The organism is Mycobacterium sp. 4D054, assembly GCF_052245755.1.
Taxonomy (GTDB): Bacteria; Actinomycetota; Actinomycetes; order Mycobacteriales; family Mycobacteriaceae; genus Mycobacterium.
In genome coordinates this window covers 121326-144971 of record NZ_JBQQCF010000007.1, presented here as the reverse complement: position 1 = coordinate 144971, position 23646 = coordinate 121326, and the positions used below count along the sequence as shown (strand labels likewise).

The 23646-nt window shown below is 67.8% G+C and carries 22 protein-coding genes; 13 read left to right on the top strand and 9 right to left on the bottom strand.

Going from position 1 to position 23646, the window contains the following annotated elements; translation table 11 throughout:
* The first annotated feature begins 13 nt into the window (after positions 1–13).
* The gene (locus ACTWP6_RS08105) at positions 14–1096 is read left to right on the top strand and encodes an acyl-CoA dehydrogenase family protein (protein ID WP_443187340.1); all 1083 of its coding nucleotides are present in this window, start codon (positions 14–16) and stop codon (positions 1094–1096) included.
* Positions 1097–1116: 20 nt separating this feature from the next.
* On the opposite strand, the gene ACTWP6_RS08100 is transcribed toward ACTWP6_RS08105, so the two are convergent.
* Positions 1117–2391 carry a spinster family MFS transporter gene (locus tag ACTWP6_RS08100; protein WP_260752617.1) on the bottom strand — a complete coding sequence of 425 codons (1275 nt, stop codon included), beginning with the start codon at positions 2389–2391 and terminating at the stop codon, positions 1117–1119.
* 152 nt (positions 2392–2543) lie between these two features.
* Between ACTWP6_RS08100 and ACTWP6_RS08095 the strand changes: the two genes are divergently transcribed.
* Complete coding sequence (locus ACTWP6_RS08095) at positions 2544–2822, top strand: hypothetical protein (RefSeq protein ID WP_260752618.1); 279 nt, start codon at positions 2544–2546, stop codon at positions 2820–2822.
* A 79-nt stretch (positions 2823–2901) separates the two neighbouring features.
* Positions 2902–3369, top strand: a complete 468-nt coding sequence (locus ACTWP6_RS08090) for a DUF5078 domain-containing protein (protein WP_443187324.1) — start codon at positions 2902–2904, stop codon at positions 3367–3369.
* A gap of 102 nt (positions 3370–3471) precedes the next feature.
* Here the strand turns inward: ACTWP6_RS08090 and ACTWP6_RS08085 are convergent, their stop codons facing one another.
* Genes ACTWP6_RS08085 through ACTWP6_RS08075 form a run of 3 tightly spaced genes read right to left on the bottom strand, consistent with a single transcriptional unit; the run spans position 3472 to position 7150 of the window.
* The gene (locus ACTWP6_RS08085; protein ID WP_260752620.1) at positions 3472–3822 is read right to left on the bottom strand and encodes a DUF732 domain-containing protein; all 351 of its coding nucleotides are present in this window, start codon (positions 3820–3822) and stop codon (positions 3472–3474) included.
* The gene (locus ACTWP6_RS08080; RefSeq protein ID WP_443187323.1) at positions 3819–6725 is read right to left on the bottom strand and encodes an MMPL/RND family transporter; all 2907 of its coding nucleotides are present in this window, start codon (positions 6723–6725) and stop codon (positions 3819–3821) included. The genes ACTWP6_RS08085 and ACTWP6_RS08080 overlap by 4 nt, the downstream gene beginning before the upstream one ends.
* The gene (locus ACTWP6_RS08075; protein ID WP_260752623.1) at positions 6722–7150 is read right to left on the bottom strand and encodes an MmpS family protein; all 429 of its coding nucleotides are present in this window, start codon (positions 7148–7150) and stop codon (positions 6722–6724) included. Before ACTWP6_RS08075 ends, ACTWP6_RS08080 begins: the two co-directional genes overlap by 4 nt.
* A gap of 226 nt (positions 7151–7376) precedes the next feature.
* Here ACTWP6_RS08075 and ACTWP6_RS08070 point away from each other — a divergent pair, with 226 nt between their 5' ends.
* Positions 7377–8579: a cytochrome P450 gene (locus ACTWP6_RS08070; RefSeq protein ID WP_443187322.1), complete on the top strand. Its 1203-nt coding sequence runs from the start codon at positions 7377–7379 to the stop codon at positions 8577–8579.
* Here the strand turns inward: ACTWP6_RS08070 and ACTWP6_RS08065 are convergent.
* Positions 8559–9002, bottom strand: coding sequence for a hypothetical protein (locus ACTWP6_RS08065; protein WP_260752625.1), 444 nt, complete (start codon positions 9000–9002; stop codon positions 8559–8561). The genes ACTWP6_RS08070 and ACTWP6_RS08065 overlap by 21 nt on opposite strands.
* A gap of 66 nt (positions 9003–9068) precedes the next feature.
* On the opposite strand from ACTWP6_RS08065, the gene ACTWP6_RS08060 reads away from it, so the two are divergent.
* The 3 genes from ACTWP6_RS08060 (at position 9069) to ACTWP6_RS08050 (ending at position 10983) form a co-directional block, all read left to right on the top strand.
* A complete protein-coding gene (locus ACTWP6_RS08060) occupies positions 9069–9875 on the top strand; it encodes a nuclear transport factor 2 family protein (protein WP_443187321.1) in 807 nt (268 codons plus the stop codon).
* A 66-nt stretch (positions 9876–9941) separates the two neighbouring features.
* A complete protein-coding gene (locus ACTWP6_RS08055; RefSeq protein WP_260752627.1) occupies positions 9942–10514 on the top strand; it encodes a hypothetical protein in 573 nt (190 codons plus the stop codon).
* A gap of 4 nt (positions 10515–10518) precedes the next feature.
* On the top strand, positions 10519–10983 hold the full coding sequence (locus tag ACTWP6_RS08050; RefSeq protein ID WP_443187320.1) for an NUDIX domain-containing protein: 465 nt from the start codon (positions 10519–10521) through the stop codon (positions 10981–10983).
* A 3-nt stretch (positions 10984–10986) separates the two neighbouring features.
* Here ACTWP6_RS08050 and ACTWP6_RS08045 read toward each other — a convergent pair whose 3' ends face one another.
* The 3 genes from ACTWP6_RS08045 to ACTWP6_RS08035 form a co-directional block, all read right to left on the bottom strand.
* A complete protein-coding gene (locus ACTWP6_RS08045; protein ID WP_443187319.1) occupies positions 10987–12084 on the bottom strand; it encodes a PDR/VanB family oxidoreductase in 1098 nt (365 codons plus the stop codon).
* Positions 12084–12986 carry a metal-dependent hydrolase gene (locus tag ACTWP6_RS08040; protein ID WP_443187318.1) on the bottom strand — a complete coding sequence of 301 codons (903 nt, stop codon included), beginning with the start codon at positions 12984–12986 and terminating at the stop codon, positions 12084–12086. The genes ACTWP6_RS08045 and ACTWP6_RS08040 overlap by 1 nt, the downstream gene beginning before the upstream one ends.
* An 88-nt stretch (positions 12987–13074) precedes the next feature.
* Complete coding sequence (locus tag ACTWP6_RS08035) at positions 13075–13557, bottom strand: hypothetical protein (RefSeq protein WP_260752633.1); 483 nt, start codon at positions 13555–13557, stop codon at positions 13075–13077.
* 256 nt (positions 13558–13813) lie between these two features.
* Between ACTWP6_RS08035 and ACTWP6_RS08030 the strand changes: the two genes are divergently transcribed.
* The gene (locus ACTWP6_RS08030; protein WP_443187317.1) at positions 13814–15439 is read left to right on the top strand and encodes a DUF222 domain-containing protein; all 1626 of its coding nucleotides are present in this window, start codon (positions 13814–13816) and stop codon (positions 15437–15439) included.
* 7 nt (positions 15440–15446) lie between these two features.
* Here the strand turns inward: ACTWP6_RS08030 and malQ are convergent, their stop codons facing one another.
* Positions 15447–17609 (bottom strand): 4-alpha-glucanotransferase, encoded by a 2163-nt coding sequence (malQ, locus tag ACTWP6_RS08025; RefSeq protein WP_443187316.1) that lies wholly within the window; start codon positions 17607–17609, stop codon positions 15447–15449.
* Between the two features lie 78 nt (positions 17610–17687).
* Between malQ and ACTWP6_RS08020 the strand changes: the two genes are divergently transcribed.
* From ACTWP6_RS08020 to ACTWP6_RS08000, 5 genes are all read left to right on the top strand, one after another.
* Positions 17688–18842, top strand: coding sequence for an MFS transporter (locus ACTWP6_RS08020; RefSeq protein ID WP_260752638.1), 1155 nt, complete (start codon positions 17688–17690; stop codon positions 18840–18842).
* 66 nt (positions 18843–18908) lie between these two features.
* Complete coding sequence (locus ACTWP6_RS08015; protein ID WP_443187315.1) at positions 18909–20480, top strand: carboxylesterase/lipase family protein; 1572 nt, start codon at positions 18909–18911, stop codon at positions 20478–20480.
* Positions 20481–20540: 60 nt separating this feature from the next.
* Entirely contained in the window at positions 20541–21428 is an 888-nt protein-coding gene (locus tag ACTWP6_RS08010) for a sterol desaturase family protein (protein ID WP_443187339.1), read from the top strand.
* 10 nt (positions 21429–21438) lie between these two features.
* Positions 21439–22845, top strand: a complete 1407-nt coding sequence (locus ACTWP6_RS08005; RefSeq protein WP_260752641.1) for an NAD(P)/FAD-dependent oxidoreductase — start codon at positions 21439–21441, stop codon at positions 22843–22845.
* Positions 22846–22917: 72 nt separating this feature from the next.
* A complete protein-coding gene (locus ACTWP6_RS08000; RefSeq protein WP_260752643.1) occupies positions 22918–23619 on the top strand; it encodes an Rv1815 family serine proteinase in 702 nt (233 codons plus the stop codon).
* Positions 23620–23646: the final 27 nt, after the last annotated feature.

The window sequence follows — 23646 nt, the reverse complement described above, 5'->3', positions numbered from 1 at the left end:
GCGGATCCGCACCATGACGCCGGCGGTCGTGGACGCCATGTGGTCGAGCGGGCTGATGGCCGCGATCAACCCCGTACCGGCCGGCGGGGTGGAACCGACATTCGCCGAGATGATCGAGACCTGGATCGAAATGGCTTGGCAGGACGGCTCGTTCGGCTGGGTCGGGATCGCCAACCTGCCGTCGTCCTTCGCCGCGGCCGCCTATCTTCCCGACGGCGGATTCGCCGAGGTGTTCACCGCCAACGACAACCGCGTCACGATGGGCGGGCAGTTCTTCCCCAACGGCCAGGGCATCGCGGTCGACGGCGGCTACCGGCTGACCGGATCGTGGAGTTTCGGTTCGGGCACCGGACACGCCGAGTACGTCGCGGCCGGGTTCCTGCCGATGGTCGACGGTGAGATGCAGTGGCTCGCCGAAGGCGTGCCGGATATGCGGGTGGCCGTCGTGCCACGCGCGGATGTGCTGTTCAAGGACGGCTGGCACGTCCAGGGTCTCAAGGGCACCGGTTCCTACGACTACGCGATCGAGGACGTGTTCGTCCCGCACGACCGCACGTTCGCGTTGTTCACCCGTGAACCGAAGCGGGGGAGTTCACCGGCGACGCGGATGGGCATGATGCCCGTGACCGCGGCCGGTCACGCGGCCTGGGCACTCGGCGTGGCCAAGAGCATGCTCGACGATGTCACCGAGCTGGCGGCGACCAAGTTCCGGATGAGCGACATGGCGGCGCTCGCCAGCCGGCCGACATTCCAGAAAGCGCTGGCGCACCACGTCGCGGCCTGGCGCGCCGCAAGGCTGCTCGTACTCGACGCGTTCGGTAGCGCCGAATCCGCGGTGGCCGCGGGCGGTGAGCTGACCCCCGCCCTGCGCGCGGACATGCGGGTCGCGGCGGTGTTCGCCACCGACACCTCCCGCGCCTGCGCCGAGTGGGCGCATCTGGCCGCCGGGACCAGTTCGATCCGGGAGGGCAGCCGCCTGGAGCGGGCCTTCCGGGATCTCTACACGGGAACCCAGCACGCCTTCATCAGCGAGAAGGTGGCGATCGACGCCGCCCAGGTGTGGCTCGGCGTCGTCGAGGACCAGTTCGGGCTCTGATCGCGGGGCGCTCGATCAGCTCAGGCGACGATCTCGCGCAGATAGCGCCGGCTCGCCAGCAGGTAGCAACCGATCGCGACCAGGTGCATCAGCGGCACCACACACAGCATCGCCCGGCCCAGTGACATGTCGCCGACTTCGCTCTTCAGCGCGTCGCTGATCATGCCCGTCACGAGCGGGCCCACCGAACCCAGGATTGCGCTGAAGAACAGGAAGATGGCCGAGGCCGTGGCGCGCTGCTCGGCCGGAACCAGCCGCTGGATCGCCGCGATCGACGGTGCCATGTAGGCCGTCCCGACGACGTAGCTCAACGCGATGAAGCACACCGACAGCGTCGTGCTGCCCACGACGAAACCCAGCGTCGAGAACGGGATAAGCGCCGCCGTCATCGCCGCCACCAGCCACAACAGCCAACGGGGATCGATCGCCGACAGCCGGTCGGCGATCTTGCCGACGACCAGCAGCCCGAGGATGCCGGTGACGCCACTGGCCAGGCCGTACTGCAGCCCGACCTCACCCAGTGACATGCCGCGCGCACGCATCAGGAACGCGGGGGCGAACGTCGTCAGCGCGTAACCGGCCACCGAGATCGACGCCGCCCCCGCGACGATCGCCAGATAGCTGGGCTTGCGCAGGATGTCCCACCACTTGACCGGAACCTGCCGCACCGCAACGGCTTCGGTCACAGGCCGCTGCCTGCGCCCGACGACGGCCAGCACCACCGGAACGAACGCAACGCTGATCACGCCCATCACCACGAACGCCGTGCGCCAGCCGAGCGCCTGGGCCAGCAGGCCGCCGCCGATCAGGCTGGCCGCGCTGGCCAGCGGGATGGCCAGGGTGATGACGGCCAGCGGAGCGGCGCGGCGTTCGGGCGCAAAATTGCGGGCGACGTAGGCGTGCGCGGCGGGGGTGGAACCGGCCTCCCCGATCGCGACGCCCACCCGGGTCAGCGCGAGCTGGAAGCCGGACTGCACGGCGCCGCCGAGCATCGTCATCACCCCCCACAGCGACAGGCACCCGGAGATCACCAGGCCGTACGCGCCCCGGTCCGAGACACGCGCGATCGGGATACCGATGAGCGCGTACACGGCGAGAAAGCCGAAGCCGTTGATCACCCCAATGGCGGTGTCGGACAGCGACAGGTCCTGCCGGATGGGTTCGGCCAGCACTGCCGGCAGGAACCGGTCGGCGTAGTTGAGTGTCCCGACCACCGCGAGGACCGAGACCGCCGCCCACGCCCGGCGCGGTCCGTGTGTGTCGCTGCCTGTTTCGACGGCCGATGGTGCCGACATCAGTTCTCCTCGCTGGACGCGTTACAGACGGAACCAAGAATGTCATGCGCACGGGCTCGAGGCAGGCAAACCGCGCCCCCCGGATTGGCCGCGTCCACCGCTGGTTATATATGCTAATTATCCCGCCCGGTTACCGACCCGAGAGTGATGCGATGACCTCGATCAAGACCACGCTGTCCGTCGCCGCGGTCGCATGCGGACTGGCCGCCGGCCTCTGGGGTGCGGCTGCCGTCGCCGGCGCGCAACCGGCGCCTCCGCCACCGCCTCCCGTGCTCGGTGAGGTGCCACCGGCCTGGGCGCCTCCGAAGCCCGCCGAGGTCTGGATCGGCCAGCCGGTGGTCTGGAATTCGGGCTGGGGCGGACGCTGGGGCGTGTGGATCAACGGTGGATGGATCTCGTTGACCTCCAACCCGGTCACCGGTGGTGGCTGACCGGGAGCGGGGCCCCCGAATTGCCTAGCTGCGCTATAGAATCTTCGAGACCCGACCGAACGATGAAGCTGGAGAAACGATGAGCGGACTGAGTCGCGTCGCACGGGTGGGTCTGGGGTTCCTCGGCGCCGCCGCGGTCAGCGCGAGCCTGGCCGGACCGGCCGTCGCCGATTCCACCGAGGACTATCCGATTCCCCGTCGGATCATCCACACCACATGCGACGTCGAGCAGTACATGGCGGCTGCCCGGGACACCAGCCCGGTGTACTTCGAGCGCTACATGATCGACCGGAGCAACCGGCCGGCCGACGTCCAGCAGGCCGCGTTCGACCGCATCCACTGGTTCTTCTCGCTCGACCCGGTGGGCCGCCGCCAGTACTCCGAGAACACCGCGACCAACGTGTATTACGAGCAGGTCGCCACCCGGTGGGGCAACTGGGCCAAGCTGTTCTTCAACAACAAGGGCGTCGTGGCGCACGCCACCGACGTCTGCATGAACTATCCGCGCGGCGACATGTCCGTGTGGCACTGGCCCGTCGCCCGGTAACCGGGCCAGCCCCGCCCGTCGGAAGCACGAACGTGGGGGTTGTGCACGGATTTTCAGAGAAATGCGTGCACAACACCCACACTCGCGTGGAACTGTTGAGCCCTACTGGCGCGCCTGGTCCAGCACCGGCAGCCGGTCAGGGCAGTAGGTCCGCAGTCCGGCGGCGAGGAACTTCCACGCCTGTTCGGTCGTGGTGTCCTTCTCCAGCTGATTGCGCACGAATTCGGCCGCCTCGAACGCGGTGGCGTCGACACCGGTGGCGATCCGCTTGCAGGTGATCTTGCCGATCCAGGCGTTGTAGTCCTTCTGGCCGTAGATCCCGTACGTGTTCAGCTCGTTGGTGAACGCGGTGTCGGGGTCGGCTGCCGCGGGTATGGCGAAGACCAACGACGCCGGCGCCGCGAACGTCAATCCCGCGGCCACCGCGGCGACACCGATCAGTGCGCGTTTCATACCTTCACTCCTTCAGACGGATCCGATTGCAGCCCACCGGGTCTCGGCCACGGTGCGGGGACGGGACGGGTGCGGACCCGTTGGGGCCACCAGAACCAGGGCCCGAGCAACGCGGCGATCGACGGCGTCATGAACGCACGGATCACCAGTGTGTCGAACAACAGGCCCAGACCGATCGTCGTACCGACCTGACCGATCACGGTCAATTCGCTGACCGCCATCGACATCATCGTCAGCGCGAAGACCAACCCCGCCGCCGTCACCACCGAGCCGCTGCCGCCCATCGCGCGGATGATGCCGGTGCCGATGCCGGCGTGTATCTCTTCTTTGAGGCGGGACACCAACAGCAGGTTGTAGTCCGCGCCCACGGCCAACAGGATGATCACCGCCATGGCCAACACCATCCAGTGCAGCGGCTGGCCGAGGATGTGCTGCCAGAACAGCACCGACAGCCCGAACGACGCGGCCAGCGACAGCACCACGGTGCCGACGATCACCGCAGCCGCCACGATGGCCCGGGTCAGGATCAACATGATGATGAAGATCAGGCCGAGCGCAGAGATGCCGGCGATCAACAGGTCGTAGTTGTTGCCGTCCTGCATGTCCTTGAACGTGGCCGCGGTTCCACCGAGATAGATCTTGGAGCCCTCCAGTGGGGTGCCCTTGACGGCCTCCTTCGCCGCGGTCTTGATCTTGTCGATCTTGGCCACGCCTTCGGGGCTGAGCGGGTCACCCTCATGGGAGATGATGAAGCGCACCGCATGCCCGTCGGGGGACAGGAACTGCTCCAGCCCACGCTGGAAGTCCTTGTTCTCGAAGATCTCCGGCGGCAGATAGAAGGAGTCGTCGTTCATCGAGTCGTCGAACGCCTCACCCATGGCGTCGGCGTCCTCCGACATCGCCGCCATCTGATCCTGCTGACCCTTCTGCGACTGATACATCGTCAGCATCATCGTCCGCATGGTCTTCATGGTCTCGATCATCTCGGGCATGAGCGCGACCATCTGCGGCATCAGGCTGTCCAACCGCTTCATGTCCGGCAGGATCTCGCGGAAGTCGTCGGTCATCACGTTGATGCCGTCGAGGGTGTCGAACACCGACCGCAGTGCCCAGCAGACCGGGATGTTGTAGCAGTGCGGTTCCCAGTAGAAGTAGTTGCGGATCGGCCGGAAGAAGTCATCGAAGTTCGCGATGCTGTCGCGGAGGTCCTCGATGTCGGTGAGCATGTTCTCCATCTTGCTGACCATGCTGTGGGTGATGTCGGCCATCTGCGTGGTCAGGTTCGACATCTTCTCCATGGTGGCGATCGTGTTCGCCATCTCGTCGGCCTGCACCAGCATGTCGGCCATGCGGTCCTGCATGTACTTCTCGTTGAGCCGCTGCGTCGTGCCCTGCATGCTCATCTGGAACGGAATCGAGGTGTGCTTGATCGGCTTGCCGTCGGGCCGGGTGATCGCCTGCACCCTGGCGATGCCCTCGACGCGGAAGATCGCCTTGGCGATCTTGTCGATGACGAGGAAGTCCGCCGAGTTCCGCAGATCGTGATCGCTCTCGATCATGAGCAGCTCGGGGTTCATCCGGGCCTGGTCGAAATGCGCGTCGGCGACGGCATAGCCCTGGTTGGCCGGCAAATCCGCCGGCAGGTAGTCGCGGTCGTTGTAGTTGGTCTTGTAGCCGGGCAGCGCCAGCAGGCCGACCAGCGTGATCGCCATCGCCGCCACCAGGATCGGGCCCGGCCAGCGGACGATCGCGGCGCCGATCTTGCGCCAGCCACGGATGCGCATCGCGCGTTTGGGCTCGAGCAGTTTGCCGAACCGGGTGGCGACGCTGATGATCGCGACCATCAGCACGACGCCCGCCATGACGACCACGAACATGCCGATGGCCAGCGGGATACCCATGGTCTGGAAGTAGGGCAGCCGGGTGAAGCTCAGGCAGAACGTGGCGCCCGCGATGGTCAGACCCGACCCCAGCACCACGTGCGCGGTGCCGTGGAACATCGTGTAGTACGCGGTCTCTTTGTCCTCGCCGAGTGTTCGGGCCTCCTGATATCGGCCTATCAGGAAGATCGCGTAGTCCGTCGCCGCGGCGATGGCCAACGTCACCAGCAGGTTGGTGGCGAACGTCGAGAGCCCGATGATCTCGTGGTAGCCCAGGAACGCCACCACGCCGCGGGCCGTGGCCAGCGACAGCACCACCATCACCAGCGTGATCAGCACGGTCACGATGGACCGGTAGACCAGCAGCAGCATGATGATGATGACGGTGAACGTCGCCGCCTCGATGATCCGCATGCTGCGGTCACCGGCGATGTGCTGGTCGGCGGCCAGCGCGGCCGGACCGGTCACGAACGCCCGCACACCCGGCGGCGGCTCCAGGCTGTTGACGATCTGCTGGACCGCCTTCACCGACTCGTTGGCCAGCGCCTCGCCCTGGTTACCCGCGAGCTTGACCTGGACGTAGGCCGACTTGCCGTCGTTGCTCTGCGAACCCGACGCGGTGAGCGGGTCGCTCCAGAAGTCCTGGACCGACTGCACGTGCGTGGTGTCGGCTTCCAGCCGGTCGACGAGCTCGTCGTACCACGCGTGCGCGGCGTCGCCGAGGGGTTCGTCGCCCTCGAACACGATCATCACCGAGCTGTCCGAGTCGCCTTCCTCGAACAGCTCACCGACCTTCTTCATCGAGATCATCGACGGCGCGTCTTGCGGGCTCATCGACACGGCCTGCATCTCGCCGACCTTCTCGAGCTGCGGCACGGTGACGTTGACCACGACGATCAGCGCGATCCAACCGAGGATGATCGGAAGGGCGAACAGCCGGATCATCCGGGGGATGAACGGGCGGTGAGGTCGACGCGCAGCGGGGAACTCGTCGGTGCGGGCGTCGGAAACTGGTGTGCTCATGCGGATTTCACAAAGCAGAAGGTCTGGGCGTTCAAGCCGTCCGTCGTCCTCTCGTCCTTCAACTCGTCGTCGACATAGATCCGGCACGTGATCGTCGAGCCGTCACCCTGGGCGACGATGTTGGGAGCTGCGGATGGTTCGGTGGTCTCCAGCGTGAGCGACCACGGCAGCGGCGCGCCGTCGACGCGCTGCGGCTTGGCGTCGAGGTCGAGGTAGTTCACGTCGGCGTAGGAACCCGAGCCGGTGATCTCATAACGGACGACTTTGGGGTCGAACGGTTCGGGGAGATCGGCGAAGTTGCGCGGCGTCTCGATGATGCCCTCGGACCCGAAGAACGTCCGGATGCGCGCGACGGTGAGGCCTGCGATCACCACGACGACGATGATGAGCAACGGGAGCCACACCTTCTTGGCAATGGCGATCACGACTGCCGGCCCCGACTAGTGGCGCGCATTAGACCCCTGAGATTCGTATCCTGCGATTGAGCAGATCGTAACTTAGCCCGTATAAGTTCTCACCCGGCGCCAGATTAGCTCAAGAAAATGTGGCGCTGCTAACTCGTCGCCGAATCCTGCGAGTCAGGTCACTGACAACGGATCGTCGCCTAAGATGCTGAGCGGTCGCACAGTTGGTCGGTGAGGAGCATGTCGGGTGGCAGACGATCTTTACTACGACCTCTACTATGACCCCTACGACCTGAGCATCGTGGCCGACCCATACCCGACCTACGCGCGGCTGCGCGACGAGGCGCCGCTCTATTACAACGAGCGCTACGACTTCTGGGCGCTGTCGCGCCACGCCGACGTCGAGAAAGCGCTGCTGGACTGGTCGACGTTCTCCAACAGCCGCAGCGACATCCTGGAACTGGTCAAATCGGACTTCGACATGCCCAAGGGCGTGATGATGTTCGAGGACCCGCCCACGCACACCCTGCTGCGCGGGCTGATGTCGCGGGTGTTCACCCCACGCCGGATGGCCGAGATCGAGGACCAGATCCGGCAGTACTGCGTGAACTGCCTCGACCCGTTGGTCGGCGCCGACGGCTTCGACATCATCGCCGAGCTGGCGGCCATGATGCCGATGCGGGTGATCGGGATGCTGCTGGGCATCCCAGAGTCCGAGCAGGTGTCCGTACGCGACGCCAACGACGCGAACCTGCGCACCAAGCCCGGCGCGCCGATGAAGGTCGCCGACCCCGACAAGATCGCCGACGGCCGGATCTACGCCGACTACGTCCAGTGGCGCGCGGCCAACCCGTCCGACGACCTGATGACCGCGCTGCTCAACGTCGAGTTCACCGACGAGACGGGAGTGGAGCGCAAGCTCACCCGTAAAGAGGTCCTGCACTACACCCAGGTGGTGGCCGGTGCGGGTAACGAGACGACCGGAAGGCTGATCGGCTGGCTGGCCAAGGTGCTCGCCGAACACCCCGATCAACGCCGCCGCATCCACGAGGACCGCTCACTGCTCGGCCGCACGATCGACGAGACGCTGAGGTTCGAGCCCACGGGTCCGCACGTGGCGCGCTACGTCATCCGCGACTTCGGATACGGCGACGTCACCGTGCCCGCAGGCAGCGCCATCCTGCTGCTGTTCGGTGCCGCCAACCGCGACGAACGCCGATACGAGAATCCGGACACCTTCGACATCGACCGGGAGAACATCAGCCACCTGACGTTCGGCAAGGGGCTGCACTACTGCCTGGGCGCCAACCTGGCCCGCCTGGAAGGCAGGATCGCGCTCGACGAGCTGCTCAACCGCTGGCCCGAGTGGGATGTCGACTACGACTCCGCCCGGCTGGCCCCGACCTCGACCGTCCGCGGCTGGGAGCACCTACGGATTCTGGTCGGCTGAACCGCTTTCGGTGCCGGTACCTGAGTCGTGCTCGGCTGGACCCGTCTCGCCGCCTCCGGCGGCGCCATCCAGCACGCTGACGGCGATCCCGTACGGCAGGAACCGCACCCGTCGCTTCGCATCGGTGTTGTCCTTGTTCGCCCGGAGCGCGTCCAGTTCGGTCGGGTACACCTGCTCGATGTGGGCGCCACCGGAGTCGTCAAGGGTGTAGATGGCCCAGACACCGTCTCCGGTCTCACCGGTCGTTTCGGGACGCGTCCGCGGCCGGGTGTCGAACAACGTCGACCATCCCGCCCGCTCACCGGGTGTCCCGAGGAATCTCCCGATGCCGTCGAGTGCCTCCCGCAGACCTTCGCCCGCTTCGCGGACGACGCGGTCGAAATCCTCGGGGTCGAATCCGAACGGCCCGTTGTTGCTGCTCATGCAGACCAGTGTGCCCCTGACGGCACGTTCAGTCGACTGCCGCATGGATAGGTGGTAGGCAACCATATGCCTTTCACACGAGCTGACGTGCTGTCGGCGGCCCAGCGGTCCCTGGCCGCGGCGGGCGCGCACGACCGGGCCGGGTGGATCGGCCTGTTCACCGCCGACGCCCGGGTCGAAGATCCGGTCGGCTCGAGGCCGCACCGCGGGCACGTCGCGATCGGCCGGTTCTACGACACGTTCATCGGCCCCCGCGACATCAGCTTTCGCCCGGACACCGACATCGTCGTCGGCACCACGGTGCTGCGCGACCTCGAGCTCGAGATCCAGATGGCACCGACCGTGACCCTGCATGTCCCCACCTACATCCGCTACGACCTGCGTGACGCCGGCGACGAGCTCAAGATCGCCGCGTTGTCGGCCTACTGGGAATTGCCAGCGATGATCGGGCAGTTCGCCCGAGGCGGACTGGTGGCGTTGCCGGCCGGCGCATCGCTGGCCCGGACCATGGCCGCCAACCAGCACCTGGCCGGAACCCTCGGGTTTCTCGGTGGCTTCCGTGGGCTGGGATCGGGCGCGCGGGCGCTGTTCACCACGTTCCTCGACGACGCCCGCAGCGGCAATGAAGTCGGGATGCGGCGGCTCATCGCCGACAGTCCCGTCACCCGCGGTGACGACGAGCCGGTGAGCCCGTCGGAACTGGTCAGACACCTCTCCGGCAGCAACTGGACCAAACTCATCGTCGCCGGCAACTCCGTCGCGGCGCGCATCGAGCGTGACGGCAGGCCCTCCGTGCTCATCGGCGAGACGGCGCGCGCCGGGTGGAACGGCGCCGTGCTGCGCAGGATTCGGTTGTTCGGCGGTCTGGATTGATGCCCTACAACAGTTCGGCCACGTTGTCGCGCCGGACGCTCCGCGCATGAGAACGTAGGCAGCATCATGTCCGACCCTGATACCGCCGACTTCCTGACCTACGAGCAGTTCGGCCGCCGGTTCTTCGAGATCGCCGTCACCGAGGAGCGCGTGGGCGGCGCGATCGGTGAGATCGCCGGCGACGCCTTCGAGATGGGCCCCATCGCCCAAGGCCCGGGCAAGCTGGCCAAGGTCACCGCGAAAGTGCGGATCCAGCAGCCCAGGGTCCGTCGGGAGCTCGGCGAGTTGATCACCTTCGGGATCCGGATCCCCTTGGAGATCGACATGGTGGTCGACCTGCGGATCGACAAACCCAAATTCATCGTGTTCGGTGAGATCTCGCTGCGCGCCACCGCCAAGGCCGCCGACCCGCTGCTCCTGATCCTCGACGTGGAGAAGCCGCGGCCCTCCGACATCTCGATCCACGTCACGTCGAAAACCCTGCGCGCCGAGGTGGTGCGCATCGTCGGCGGCGTGGACGCCGAGATCAAGCGCTTCATCGCGATGCACGTCGCGGGGGAGATCGACAGCCCGGAATCCCAGAAGGCCAAGATCATCGACGTTGCCGAACGTCTCGACGCGGCCTGGACCGGCATCTGAGACCGTGCCCAAGCTCAGCGCCGGCCTGCTTCTCTATCGCGACGTCGACGGGACGCTCGAAGTGCTCCTCGGCCACCCGGGCGGGCCGTTCTGGGCCCGTAAAGACGACGGTGCCTGGTCGATCCCCAAGGGCGAGTACACCGACGGGGAAGACCCGTGGACCGTCGCTCAGCGCGAGTTCACCGAGGAGCTCGGCAAGCCCGTGCCGGCCGGTCCCCGGATCGAATTCGAGCCGGTGCGCCAGCCGGGCGGAAAGGTGGTCACCGCGTTCGCGGTACGCGCCGACCTCGACCTCGACGGTACGTTCAGTAACACCTTCACCCTCGAATGGCCCAGGGGCTCAGGCGCGTTCAAGGAGTTTCCGGAGATCGACCGGGTGGCCTGGTTCGATCTGGCGACGGCCCGCACCAAGCTGTTGAAGGGGCAGCGCCCGCTGCTCGACCGGCTCGAGGAGGCCGTCGCGCGCTGACGCTCACAGCTCCAGCGAGAGACCCGAGCCGTCGGCTGCCCGCGACACACAGGTCAGCATCATCCCGGCGGCCCGCTCCGGATCGGTCAGCAACGTGTCGCGATGGTCGACGTCGCCGGCGAGCACCTTGGTCCGGCACGTGCCGCAGAACCCTTGCTGACATGAGTACGTCGCGTGCACCCCCGCCCGGCGCAACGCGGCGAGCAGGGTCTCGTCGGCGCCGACGTCAACCGTCCGACCGGTGGACGCGACCGTCACCGGGAACGGGCGCCCGTCGGTGACCGGCGGCGCGGCGAACCGTTCGAAGTGCAGTTCGACGTCGTCGCGTCCGACCAGCGCGGTGCGGATCGCGGTGAGCATCGGCGCCGGACCGCACGCGTAGACCGCGGTGCCGCCCGGGCAATCCCCGAGCAGCTCCTGCGCACCGGGGAGCCCGAGCCGGTCGTCGGTACGGATCTCGACCGCGTCGCCGTAGGCGGCGACCTCGTCGACGAACGGGAGGCTGTCGAGGGTGCGTCCGGTGTAGACCATCGACCAGTCCACACCCAGGCCGTCGGCCAGGCGCAGCATCGGCAGGATCGGGGTGATCCCGATTCCGCCTGCGACGAAACGGAATCGGCGTGCCGGCGAGCCGTAGCCCGGCACCGTGAGCGGGAACGCGTTGCGCGGCCCGTGCGTACGGACAATCGAGCCGGGCTTCAGCGTGTGGTGCACTTCGAGCGAGCCGCCGCCACCGTCGGGGATGCGCCGGACCGCGATGCGGTACTCCTGCCTGGCGCAGGGGTCGCCGCACAGCGAGTACTGCCGCACCAGACCGCTGGGCAGGTGCACGTCGAGGTGAGCGCCGGGGGACCAAGGCGGCAACTCTGCTCCGGCCAGTGTCAGCTCGACGACGTCCTGATCGTGTGCGACCACGCGGCGGCGGGTGACCGTCAGCGGAAAAGTGTCCGGTCCCGGGGCCGGTGGCGCGATGCGCCGCACCGCCGCCGTCGCTGCGAAAAGCCCGGAGATCGTCGCGTCGGCCAGGCCGAGCATGACGTCGTGCCGGGCACGCCCTGATGCGCTCGGCGGGACCCGGCGGAACGCGTCGAACAGCGGCATCACGCGTGCGCGGCGCGTGCGGCGGGAGAAGCCGCCAGGTATGCGACGGCCTGAGCGGTCGAGCCCAGTTGCTCCGGGGAGTAGCCGGGCCGGAAATAGCCGAGCGTGCTGGATCCGAACAGAGTCCGGTACAGCGGAAGCAGTCCGAGCTTCGAGTCGCGCATCCGCATCCGGTTGAACGTCCACCAGTTGGCGTCGACGGTCGGGTCGGTCTTCACCAGATACCAGGCGGTGCGCTGGAAGAAGACGAACAGCATGGTCGCCGCGACGGTCATGGCGCGGATCCGGGCGCGATAGCTGTCGTGGAAGTAGACCGCGACATCGTGGGCGACGCTTCGGTGTTCGACTTCCTCGCTGCCGTGCCAGCGGAACAGGTCGACCAGGGTGGGGTCGGCGCCGTGGTCGTCCCAGGCGCAGTTGAGCGCGAAGTCGCCCATCACCGCGGTGTAGTGCTCTATGGCCGCGATCAACCACAGCCGGTCGCACAGATGGTTCATCCGTCGGGCCTCGTCCACGGAATCGGGCAGCGGGGCCAGCACACCGGTGAACACGTGCTCGATCTGCTGCAGGATCGGCGTGGGATCAACGCCGTGCCCGACCATGAACTCGTGCAGAACCTGGTCGTGCACATCGGCGTGGATCGCCTCCTGGCCGATGAAACCGCGAATGTCGTCGGCCAGCTTCGGATCCTTGACGAGCGGCAACGCCTCGTTGAACGTCTGGACGAACCAACGCTCGCCGGCGGGCAGGACGATGTTGAGCACGCTGACCAGATGCGAGGCGACGGGGTGGCCGGGAATCCAGTGCAGCGGGATGTCGGCCACGTCGAAGTGCACCTTGCGGGCCTGGATCTGCACGGGCCCAGGGTCGATCTCGGTGTCGAAACGGCGCGGTCGCAACATCTGCGGCTCCTGTTAGTCGATGAACTCGTGGAGAGTTTACGACGAATTAGTGGGAACGCAGGTACCGGTTAGGTCGGCGGAACGGGGATCAGGGCTGCGGCGAGGTGTTCGCGATGATCGGCGCGCCTTGTCCGGCCGGCATATTCGACACCACGCCGGGCGCGGGCGGCGCCATCCCTGCGCCGGGAGCGCCGGCGATCGGCACCATCGGTGTCGGCGTGACAGTGGTGACGCCGTTGGCGCCGACCGTCGGTCCGCCGGTGGGGCCCATGGCCTTGATCTGGTCGGCCGCGGCCTGAGTGCAGTCCAGCATCAGCAGCATCCGGCCCTGGCTGGTCACTTTCTGCTGGCCGACCAGGCAGGCGCTCTGAGGAAGGGCACTACCGGTGGCTCCACCGAAGTAGGCCTTGACGCCCTGGCTCTTCAGGATGGCCAGCGCACGACCGTACTGCTCGCCGACGACGTTGTACGGGCTCGTCTGAGCCGGCTGCGAAATAGCGACACCGGCACCGATCAGCGCGGCTGTTCCGGCGGCGACGAATCCGCCGCTGAGCACAACGAGCTTGTTCACTACAACTCCCTCGGATCGGTATGCGGTGCGAACATATCGCAGCAGTGACGAATGTGAAACCGCTGCAGAAGCCGCGGGCGTTACATCAGTTCGCTGTCAACGCCGGCTCGTTTCCGATCGCACCCGGTCACCATCGACGCCGTTTCCTCACTCACGCGGTTCGGCATTGACGCCGGTTATCCCCAGTCTGGGTTTCATCCACAGGTGGGGCTTTCGGCTTCCCGTTGTGCCCGCGCGGGACGGGATAATCGAACGTATGTTTGATCGACTGTTTGCGGGGGTGGAGGAGCCCGCGCTGCTTGCTGCGATCGAACAGTGCGCCCGTGAGGAGGCCCAGGCCGGGGCGCGGAAAGCCGCCGCGATCGCCGAGTTGGTGTATTCCACGGTGGACAGGGATGACGAGCACGACGACTGGGTGTATGACTGCTGGGCCCAGACCGCCTCTGAGCTAGGCGCGGTGCTCAATCTCGGGCACAGGCGGGCCTCGGGGCAGATGCGGATCGCGATGGCGTTGCGCGATCGGTTGCCTGGGCTGGCCGAACGGTATCTGCAGGGCCGGGTCAGCGCCCAGGTGGTGTCCAAGATTTGTTGGCGCACCCGCCTGGTCGAGGATGCGCAGGTGTGGGCGCTGCTCGACGAGCAGTTGGCGACCCACGCCCCGCAGTGGGGGTCGTTGTCCGAAGAGGCGTTGGTGCGGGCCATTGATGCGGTGATCGACCGGTATGACCCGGACGCGCTGATCCGGTCCAAGGAGGTCATCGCGGGCCGCGATTTTCATATCGGGGCCCACGAGGATCCCGACGAGTGGGTGTTGGTGTGGGGTCAGATCCTGGGCTGTGATGCCGTGCTGCTGGCGGCCCGGATCGCTGAGTTGCTCAAGAACGTGTGTGCCGATGATCCGCGCGACATGGGGGAGCGGCGCTCGTGTGCGGTGGGGGCGATCATCCGAGGCCAGGACCATCTGCCGTGCCGGTGCGGCAAAGCGGACTGCCCGGGCGCTGCGCCGGTGGCTCCGGGCAGCTCGAATGTGGTGATCTCCGTGCTCGCCGATCCCGCCGCGCTCGACGCCGCCTACCAGCTGATCACCGACCAAGACCACCAACAACAGAACCAACCCCAGTCCGAGCCTGAGCCTGAGGAGCAGCTCGAACCCGAGCCCGAGTCGAATCCTGCGGCGTGCGTGAAGGATTCGGGGTTGGCGTTGTTGCCCGGGGTGAAGGTGCTGCCGATCGTGGCGTTGGCCGAGGCGATCCGGGATGGGGCGGCGATCAAACAGTTGTGGTTGCCCGGCCCGGAACCCGAGCCGCACTACCGTCCCTCGGCGAAGCTGGCGGCGTTCGTGCGCGCCCGGGACCTGTTCTGCCGCTTCCCGGGCTGCACGGTGCCGGCCGAACACTGCGACCTCGACCACGTGCTGCCCTGGCCCTACGGACCCACCCATCCGTCGAACCTGAACTGCAAATGCCGCACCCACCACCTCGGGAAAACGTTCGCCGACGGTTGGCGCGATGAACAACTTCCTGATGGCACGGTGATCTGGACGACCCCGGCCGGGCTGCGCTACACCACGGTGCCGGGCAGCCGGGTGTTGTTCCCCGGTTGGGACACCACCACCGCGAAACTACCGCCGAGGACCTGGCCGCCCCCAGATCCCGGCCGTAGTGCCAGGATGCCCAAACGACGCCGCACCCGCGCCGCCGAGGACGCCGCGCGGATCAAGGCCGAACGCGAACACAACGCCGCCCAACGCGCCCTGGAGGAAGAGGCGCACACCGCGGCACAAGTCGCCGCACAAGTCGGCGCGGCCGCCGAACGACATCGACGGCCGGACCCACCACCTGAGCGCGGCTCTCACCACGGCGACGACCCGCCACCTTTCTAGGCAGGGTTCAGCGGGCTTCCGCGGCGGCGCGCATCGCCTCGCAGAGCGCCGCGGCGCGGGGGTCTGCGAAGATGTCCTCCAGCAGCATCTGCCTGCCGTCCGGGCCGGCCAGCGGGACCCGCCAGTTGGGGTACTCGTCGGTGGTTCCAGGCTGATTCTGCGTGCGGACCTCTCCGACCGCATCGGCCAACGACAGCGACAGCAGCCGCGAGGGTGTGCGACCCAGGTAGCGGTGCAGCGCCAGCACGACCTCCTCGACTTCATCGGCCTCGTCGACGTCACCGGATCCGTTGTCGAGCAGGCCCACTCGGCGCAGCTCGGCCATCCACCCCCGCTGATGTTCGCGGTCGCCGGCCAACTCCTCCTCGGCCGGCCGGGTCAGCAACCCCAGCTCGTCACGCAGGCGTACGTGCTCACCGGCGAGATAGCCCGCCGTCGGCGGAAGGTCGTGGGTTGTCACCGCCGACAGGCAGTACTCCCGCCACCGCTCGGCGGGCAGAGGACCACCGTCGCCGTCCCGATCGCTCTCGAACCACAGAATCGACGTGCCGAACAGCCCGCGGTCGCTCAGATAATCCCGCACCCACGGTTCCACCGTGCCGAGGTCCTCGCCGACGACCACGGCTCCCACCCGTTGCGCCTCCAACGCGACGATCCCGATCATCGCCTCGTGGTCGTACCGCACATAGGTGCCCTCAGTCGGCAACGCGCCCTTCGGAATCCACCACAGCCGAAACAGGCCGATGATGTGGTCGATACGCACCCCGCCCGCATGTCGCAGCACCGCGCTCACCAGGGCGCGGAACGGTTCGTACGCCTCATCGGCTAGCCGGTCCGGGCGCCACGGCGGCTGCGACCAGTCCTGACCGAGCTGATTGAACTCGTCCGGAGGCGCACCCGCGGTCACCCCGAGCGCCAGCACGTCCTGCAGCGCCCACGCGTCGGCACCGTTGGGATCCACCCCGACCGCCAGGTCGTGCATGATGCCAAGCTTCATACCGGCCTGGACGGCGCGGTCCTGGGCTGCCGACAACTGCTCGTCGACAATCCACTGCAGCCAACGATGGAAGTCGACCTCGTTGGGATGTTCGTCGACGAACGCAGCGACCGCCGCGCTTCGCGGATGCTGCAACTCCTCGGGCCACTGCCGCCAATCGGCCCCGTATTGGTCGGCCAGCGCACACCAGGTCGCGAAATCGTCGAGGCTGCGTCCCTCGCGTTCCAGAAACGCCTCGTAAGCGATCTCGCGCCCTGCCGACAGCTCGACGAGGTACACCGTCTCCAGCGCCGCCCGCTTGGACGTCCACGCACTGTCCCGGTCGATCTGCTCGGATCTGGCCGCCCGGGTCTGCACCTGTGTCTGTGCCTTGCGAATGCGGCTACGGTGCCGGACGTAGGCGAACTCGGGCACCGCCTGCACCCGCAGATACATCGGGTTGACGAACCGGCGCGACGTCGGTAGATACGGCGACGGCTCCATCGGTGCCACCGGCGCCGCGGCGTGCAGCGGGTTCACCAGCACGAAGCCCGCCCGGTGCCGGGCCGCCGACCACACCGCCAGGTCTGTCAGATCCGTCAGATCGCCTACGCCCCAAGAGTTCCGGGACCGCACGCTGTAGAGCTGGGTGGCCAGACCCCAGGTGCGGCCGGAGCCGAGCCGGTCCGCACAGTTCAGCCTTGCGGGCGCCACGATGACGGTGGTGCTGACATCGGAGTCGGCGACCGCCAGGTGCAGGGTGTGGTAACCCATCGGCAGGTCGGCGGGCAACTCGAAGGTGGCCTCGCCGACCAGTCTGCCGTTCAGATCAAAAGGCGGCCTGTTGTTTTCGAGTTGGCGCAGGCCTGTGCGCACACTGCCGTCTTCGAGCCGCAGCCATAGCCGCGCCGGGTCGCCGTGGGTGACGTGCACCCAGAACGGGGTCGCGACCCCGGTGCGGCCCACGATCGAGGGAGGCAGCGGACGGTCCCAGTGGTCCCGGTCGTGCCGGGCGAGCGCTTCGGCGCGGTCCCGGTCGGTGGCCGCCGCGACACCGAGCGCGTCGAGCACCGCGATCAGCGTCGACGCCGGCACCGGAACGGATCTGCCCGTCCAGTCCGTGTACTCACTGGCCACTCCGTATCGGTGCGCGAGGTCGACCAGCTCCGCGGGCACTCCCCAGTCATCCGCCATGGCGCCAATCTTGCCCTGTGAACGGCGATCGCAAACGTCGAAGACGGCGGCCCAAGGCGACGGAGGTATGGTCGCTGCGTGGCGTCAGCTCGGGTCGCGGTTGCCGCCCTCTTCCTCACCAACGGCGCGCTCTTCGCCAATCTGCTGCCCCGGTATCCGGAGATCAAGACCGACCTGGCGATGTCCAACGCCGTGTACGGCGCAGCCGTCGCCTCGTTCTCGGCCGGTGCGCTGATGGCCGGTCCGGCCGCCGCAGCGCTGATCCGACGGTTCCAGTCGGCCCGCGTGGCGGTCGCCACCACGGTCGCGCTGGGGTTGTTCATCGTGGTCGCCGGGCTGGCCTCCACGCCGTGGGTGTTCGCCGCGGCACTGTTCGCCGCCGGTGCGTGCGACTCGGTGACCGACGTCGCCCAGAATGTTAACGGCCTTCGGCTGCAACGTGATTACGGGCGGTCCATCATCAATTCGCTGCACGCGGTGTGGGCGGTCGGCGCGATCATCGGGGGCCTGATGGGAGCGGCCGCCATCGCGCTCGAGGTCCCGCGCCCGGTCCATCTCGGCGTCGCGGCCGTGGTGTTCTGCGGCGTCGTGCTGGCCGCTTACCCGCATCTGCTGCACGGCCCTGATCACGACAACCATCCGTCGACGCACGACACCGACCGCAGCGGGGTGGGCGCAGCGGTGCTGCTGACGCTGCTGGCACTGGTCGGCATGGCGGTGGCAGGAGCGACGGTCGAGGACGCCGGCAGCTCATGGGCCACGCTGTATCTGCGCGACAGTCTGGGCGCCCCGGGCGCGGTCGCGGTGATGGGCTATGTGGCGCTGGTCGGTTTCATGTTCATCGGACGGATGCTCGGTGACCGGCTGGTCGACCGGTTCGGGGACCGCGCGGTGGCCCGCAGCGGAGGACTTGTCGCAGCGCTCGGTATGGGCACCGCGCTGGCCTTTCCGACGGTGCCCGTCACCGTCGTCGGGTTCGCCGCGGCGGGACTCGGCGTGGCGACGGTGATACCGGCGGCCATGCGCGCCGCCGACGAACTGCCGGGCCTGCGCCCGGGCACCGGGCTGACGGTCCTGACATGGCTCATGCGGGTGGGTTTCCTGGGTGCCCCGTTGATCGTCGGCATCGTCGCCGACGCGACGAGCCTGCGCGTCGGCCTGCTGACCGTCCCCGTCGCGGGGGTGGCCATCGTCCTGCTCGCCGGTGCCCTCGGCGCGCGGCGCCGCGCCTGATCGGCCCGGCACCGCGGCCAGGCGCTGGTACAGTGGCGTACCGGTAACCGATCGAAGGAGCTCGGCATGACCGCGGAGGCATCCACCCGCAACGCTGCAGCCGCCCGACCTGTCGTGGACACCACCAACGGGCCGGTCCGGGGAGTCGACGACGGCCGCGCGATGTCGTGGCGCGCCATTCGCTACGCGGCGGCCCCGGTCGAAGAGCTCCGGTGGCGGGCGCCCCAGCCGCCGATGCGGTGGTCGGAACCTGCGGACGCGGGACGGGTGGGCCCGGTGTGCCCACAGCCGACCGACCCGAAGATCCCGATCGATCTCGGCGCTCCGCAAGGCGAGGACTTCCTGACGCTCAACGTCTGGGCGCCGTCGGGCACCCGCGCCGGCGACGCCAAACCGGTGTTGGTGTGGGTCCATGGTGGCGCTTACATCCTGGGTTCGGCCAGCCAGCCGCTGTACCACGGCCGTGCCCTGGCCACCGGCGGTGACGCGATCGTCGTGACGGTGAACTACCGACTCGGCGCGCTGGGCTTCCTGGAACTGTCCACCCTCGGCGCCGACCGGGAGCGCTTCGCGACCAACCTCGGGTTGCGCGACGTACTGGCCGCACTGGAATGGGTGCGCGACAACATCGCCGCGTTCGGCGGAGACCCGGCACGGGTGACGGTGTTCGGCGAGTCCGCGGGCGGCGGCATCATCACTTCCCTGCTGGCGAGTCCGGCCGCGGCCGGACTGTTCAGCGCGGCGATCTCGCAGAGTTCACCGGTGACCTCCACCTACGATCTGGGGCGCGCGGAGCGGGTCGCCCAACGGTTCATGGAAGTGCTCGGCGCCAGCCGGGAGGACCTGCACCGACTGGCTGACGCACCGATCCACGCCCTGGTCGAGGCGTCACGGGCGGTGTTCGACGAGGTCCCCGCGCGCACCCCGGGCACGCTGGCCTTCGCCCCGACCGTCGACGGCGACCTTCTCCCGGATTACCCGGTCAACGCCGCCAGGAAGGGCCTGACCCACCCGGTGCCGCTGATCATCGGCACCAACAAGAACGAGGCCGCGCTGTTCCGGTACATGAAGTCGCCGCTGATGCCGATCGCGCCGGAATCCATCAAGGCGATGTTCGCCGAGATCGCTGCCGAACAGCCGCACCTGAAGCTGCCCGGCGAGGACGTCCTGAAGGGCACCTACCGCGGGCGCGGCAAGACGCACGGTCTCAGCCTGACCAGCGACCTCGGCTTCCGGATGCCGTCGATCTGGTTCGCGGACGGGCACCGCGCGGTCGCCCCGGTGTACCTGTACCGCTTCGATTTCCACACCCCGCTGCTGCGGCTGCTGCGTCTGCACGCCGCGCACGCCACCGAACTGCCGTTCGTGTGGGGCAATCTGCTTGCCGGCCGCAGGGATCCGACGTTCGCGCTCGGCGGCCGCAAGGCCGGCGCGGCGGTTTCCGAACGGATGCGGGCACGCTGGGTCAATTTCGCCGCGACCGGCGAACCCACCGCACCGGGGGACGCGCCGGCGTGGCGTCCCTACGGCGCCGAGGACCGTGCGACGTTGGTGATCGACAAGCAGGACATCGTGGTCGACGACCTCGACGCCGGTGTCCGGCAGGCTTGGGGCGACGACGTCCTGAGCTTCCTGTAGAGCCGTAGACTCACCCCGGAGGTGCACGCCGTGGAGTTCCTGGACTTCCTGCCACCGCAGATGCGCGAACCCGTATTGTTCGCGATCCCGTTCTTCCTGCTGCTGCTCATCATCGAGTGGACGGCGGCACGCAAGCTCGAGCACGCGGTCACAGAGGAGGGGACCCCCGGCGTCGGCGCGTACCACACCCGCGACTCGTGGGCGAGCCTGTCGATGGGGCTGGTCTCGGTCGCCACCATGAGCGCCTGGAAGTTCCTCGCGCTGTTGGGTTATGCCGCGATCTACGCCTACCTGGCGCCGTGGCATCTGCCCGCGACGCAGTGGTACACGTGGGTGATCGCGATCGTGGGCGTCGATCTGCTGTTCTACTTCTATCACCGCATCGCGCACCGGGTCCGGGTGGTGTGGGCGACGCATCAGGCCCACCACTCCAGCGAGTACTTCAATTTCGCGACCGCACTGCGGCAGAAGTGGAACAACAGCGGCGAGATCCTGATGTGGATCCCGTTGCCGTTGTTGGGCGTTCCGCCGTGGATGGTGTTCGTGGCGTTCTCGTTCAACCTGATCTACCAGTTTTGGATCCACACCGAGCGGATCGGAAAGCTCTGGCGCCCTGTCGAATTCATCTTCAACACCCCGTCTCACCATCGGGTGCACCATGGGATGGACCAGCTGTATCTGGACAAGAACTACGGAGGCATCCTGATCATCTGGGATCGCCTCTTCGGCACCTTCCAGCCCGAGGTGTTCCGGCCTCGCTACGGGCTCACCATACCGGTGGAAACATTCAACATCTGGAAACTCCAGACCCACGAGTACGCGGCGATCGGACGCGACGTGCGTTCGGCACGCGGATGGCGGGCCAAGCTCGGCTACATCTTCGGCCCGCCCGGATGGCAGCCGAACGTGGAGTGCCGAACCGGGACGGAGGCGCATGCCACGCCGTAATGTGCGCGCTGTGCAGACAGTCTTCGACGCCGAGGTGGATCCGGTGCTGGTGGACCGGTCGCTGGCCGGAAGCACCCCGGGTTCGGTGTGGCTTAACATCCCGCGCCCTGAGTTCCCGTCCCCGTCCGGTCCGGTCACCTGCGACCTGGTGGTCATCGGCGGCGGCTACACCGGGCTGTGGAGCGCGCTGCGCGCGGCGCGGCGCCACCCGGACCGCCGAATCGTCCTGGTCGAGGCCGACCGCATCGGCTGGGCCGCATCCGGGCGCAACGGCGGCTTCGTCGACGCCAGCCTGACCCACGGCTACGAGAACGGGAAGTCGCGCTGGCCCAACGAGATCGACACGCTCGAGGAGATGGGGCGGGAGAACCTCGACGGCATGCAGGACGACATCACCCGGCTGGGACTCGATGTCGAGTGGGAGCGCACCGGCATGCTCACGGTGGCGACCGAGCCGCATCAGGTGGAGTGGCTGGCCGACGCGGCCGCCGACGGCCAGGGCCGGTTCCTGGACGCGTCCCAGGTGCGCGCCGAGGTGAACTCACCGACTTATCGGGCCGGGCTGCTCAGTCCGGACAGCTGCGCGATCGTCCACCCGGCGAAGCTGGCCTTGGAACTGGCCCGCGCCTGCCAGGACGCCGGGGTGGAGGTCTTCGAGCACACCGCCGCCACCCGGATCGACTCCGGGGGTGCCGCGCTGCGCATCCACACCGACGGGCCGACGATCACCTGCCGCCAGGCGGTGCTGGCCACCAACGTGTTCCCGAGCCTGCTGCGCCGCAACAAGCACTACACGGTGCCGGTGTACGACTACGTGCTGGCCACCGAACCGCTCACCGACGCGCAACTGGACCGTATCGGCTGGCGCGGACGGCAGGGGATCGGCGACAGCGCCAACCAGTTCCACTACTACCGTCTGACCCGGGACAATCGGATCGTCTGGGGCGGGTACGACGCTGTCTACCACTTCGGCCGGAAAGTGAAGCCGGCCTACGAGGACCGCGGGCAGACCTATCGCAGGTTGGCCGCGCATTTCTTCATCACGTTCCCGCAGCTCGACGACGTCCGGTTCACCCACCGCTGGGCGGGCGCGATCGACACCAACACCAGGTTCTGTGCGCACTGGGGACTGGCCCGCGAGGGTCGCGTCGCCTATGTCAACGGTTTCACCGGGCTGGGCGTCGGCGCCACCCGGTTCGCCGCCGACGTCTGCCTGGACCTGCTGGACGGGACGCCAACCCGTCGCACCGAGCTCGAAATGGTGCGTCGCAAGCCGCTGCCGTTCCCGCCGGAGCCGTTGGCCAGCGTGGGCATTCAGGCCACCCGCTGGTCGCTGGACCGGGCCGATCACACCGGCGGCCGGCGCAACCTGCTGCTGCGCGCACTCGACGCCGCCGGCCTGGGATTCGACTCCTGAACCGTTTGTAACGGACCTTTATCTGACCGCGATGAGGTGGTTACATCACATCACGGGTAGGGCGGAGGGGCTGTGTCTGTTCGGTCGTCATCTCGAGTGCTGCAGTTGCTGTTCGCGGTCTTCGCACCCGCCATCGCGTTGGCGTTGCAGGCGGCGCCCGCCCACGCCCAACCGCCCGTGGTGGTGTTTCCGGGAATGGAGATCCATCAGGACACCGTGCTGTGCACGCTCGGCTACGTCGACCCGCAGACCCGAATCGGCTACACCGCGGGCCACTGCCGCGCCTCCGGCACCGTCTCCGACAAGTTCGGCACCATGATCGGCACCCAGGGCACCTTCCGCGACAACACTCCCAACGGCATGACAGTCGACACCAACCATCAGATCACCGACTGGGAGGTCATCCACCTGGCCCCGCACGTCGCGGTCAACAACGTGCTCCCCGGCGGCAAGGTGCTGGTGACCGATCCCGCGGTGCTGCCCGTGCGTGGCATGCCGGTGTGCCACTTCGGCGTCGTCACCGGCGAGAGCTGCGGCACCATCGAGTCGGTGAACAACGGCTGGTTCACCATGACCAACGGCGTGGTGAGCCGCAAGGGCGACTCCGGCGGGCCGGTGTACACGCCGACCCCGGATGGGCGCACCGTCCTGATCGGCCTGTTCAACAGCACCTGGGGAACGCTGCCCGCGGCGGTGTCGTGGCAGGTCGCCCGCCAGCAGGCCGACAGCGACACCATCTCTGCAGCGTCGGCCGTCGTCGCGCCGCAGCCCTGACGGTTCCGGCCTGCGCGCCGCAGTGCC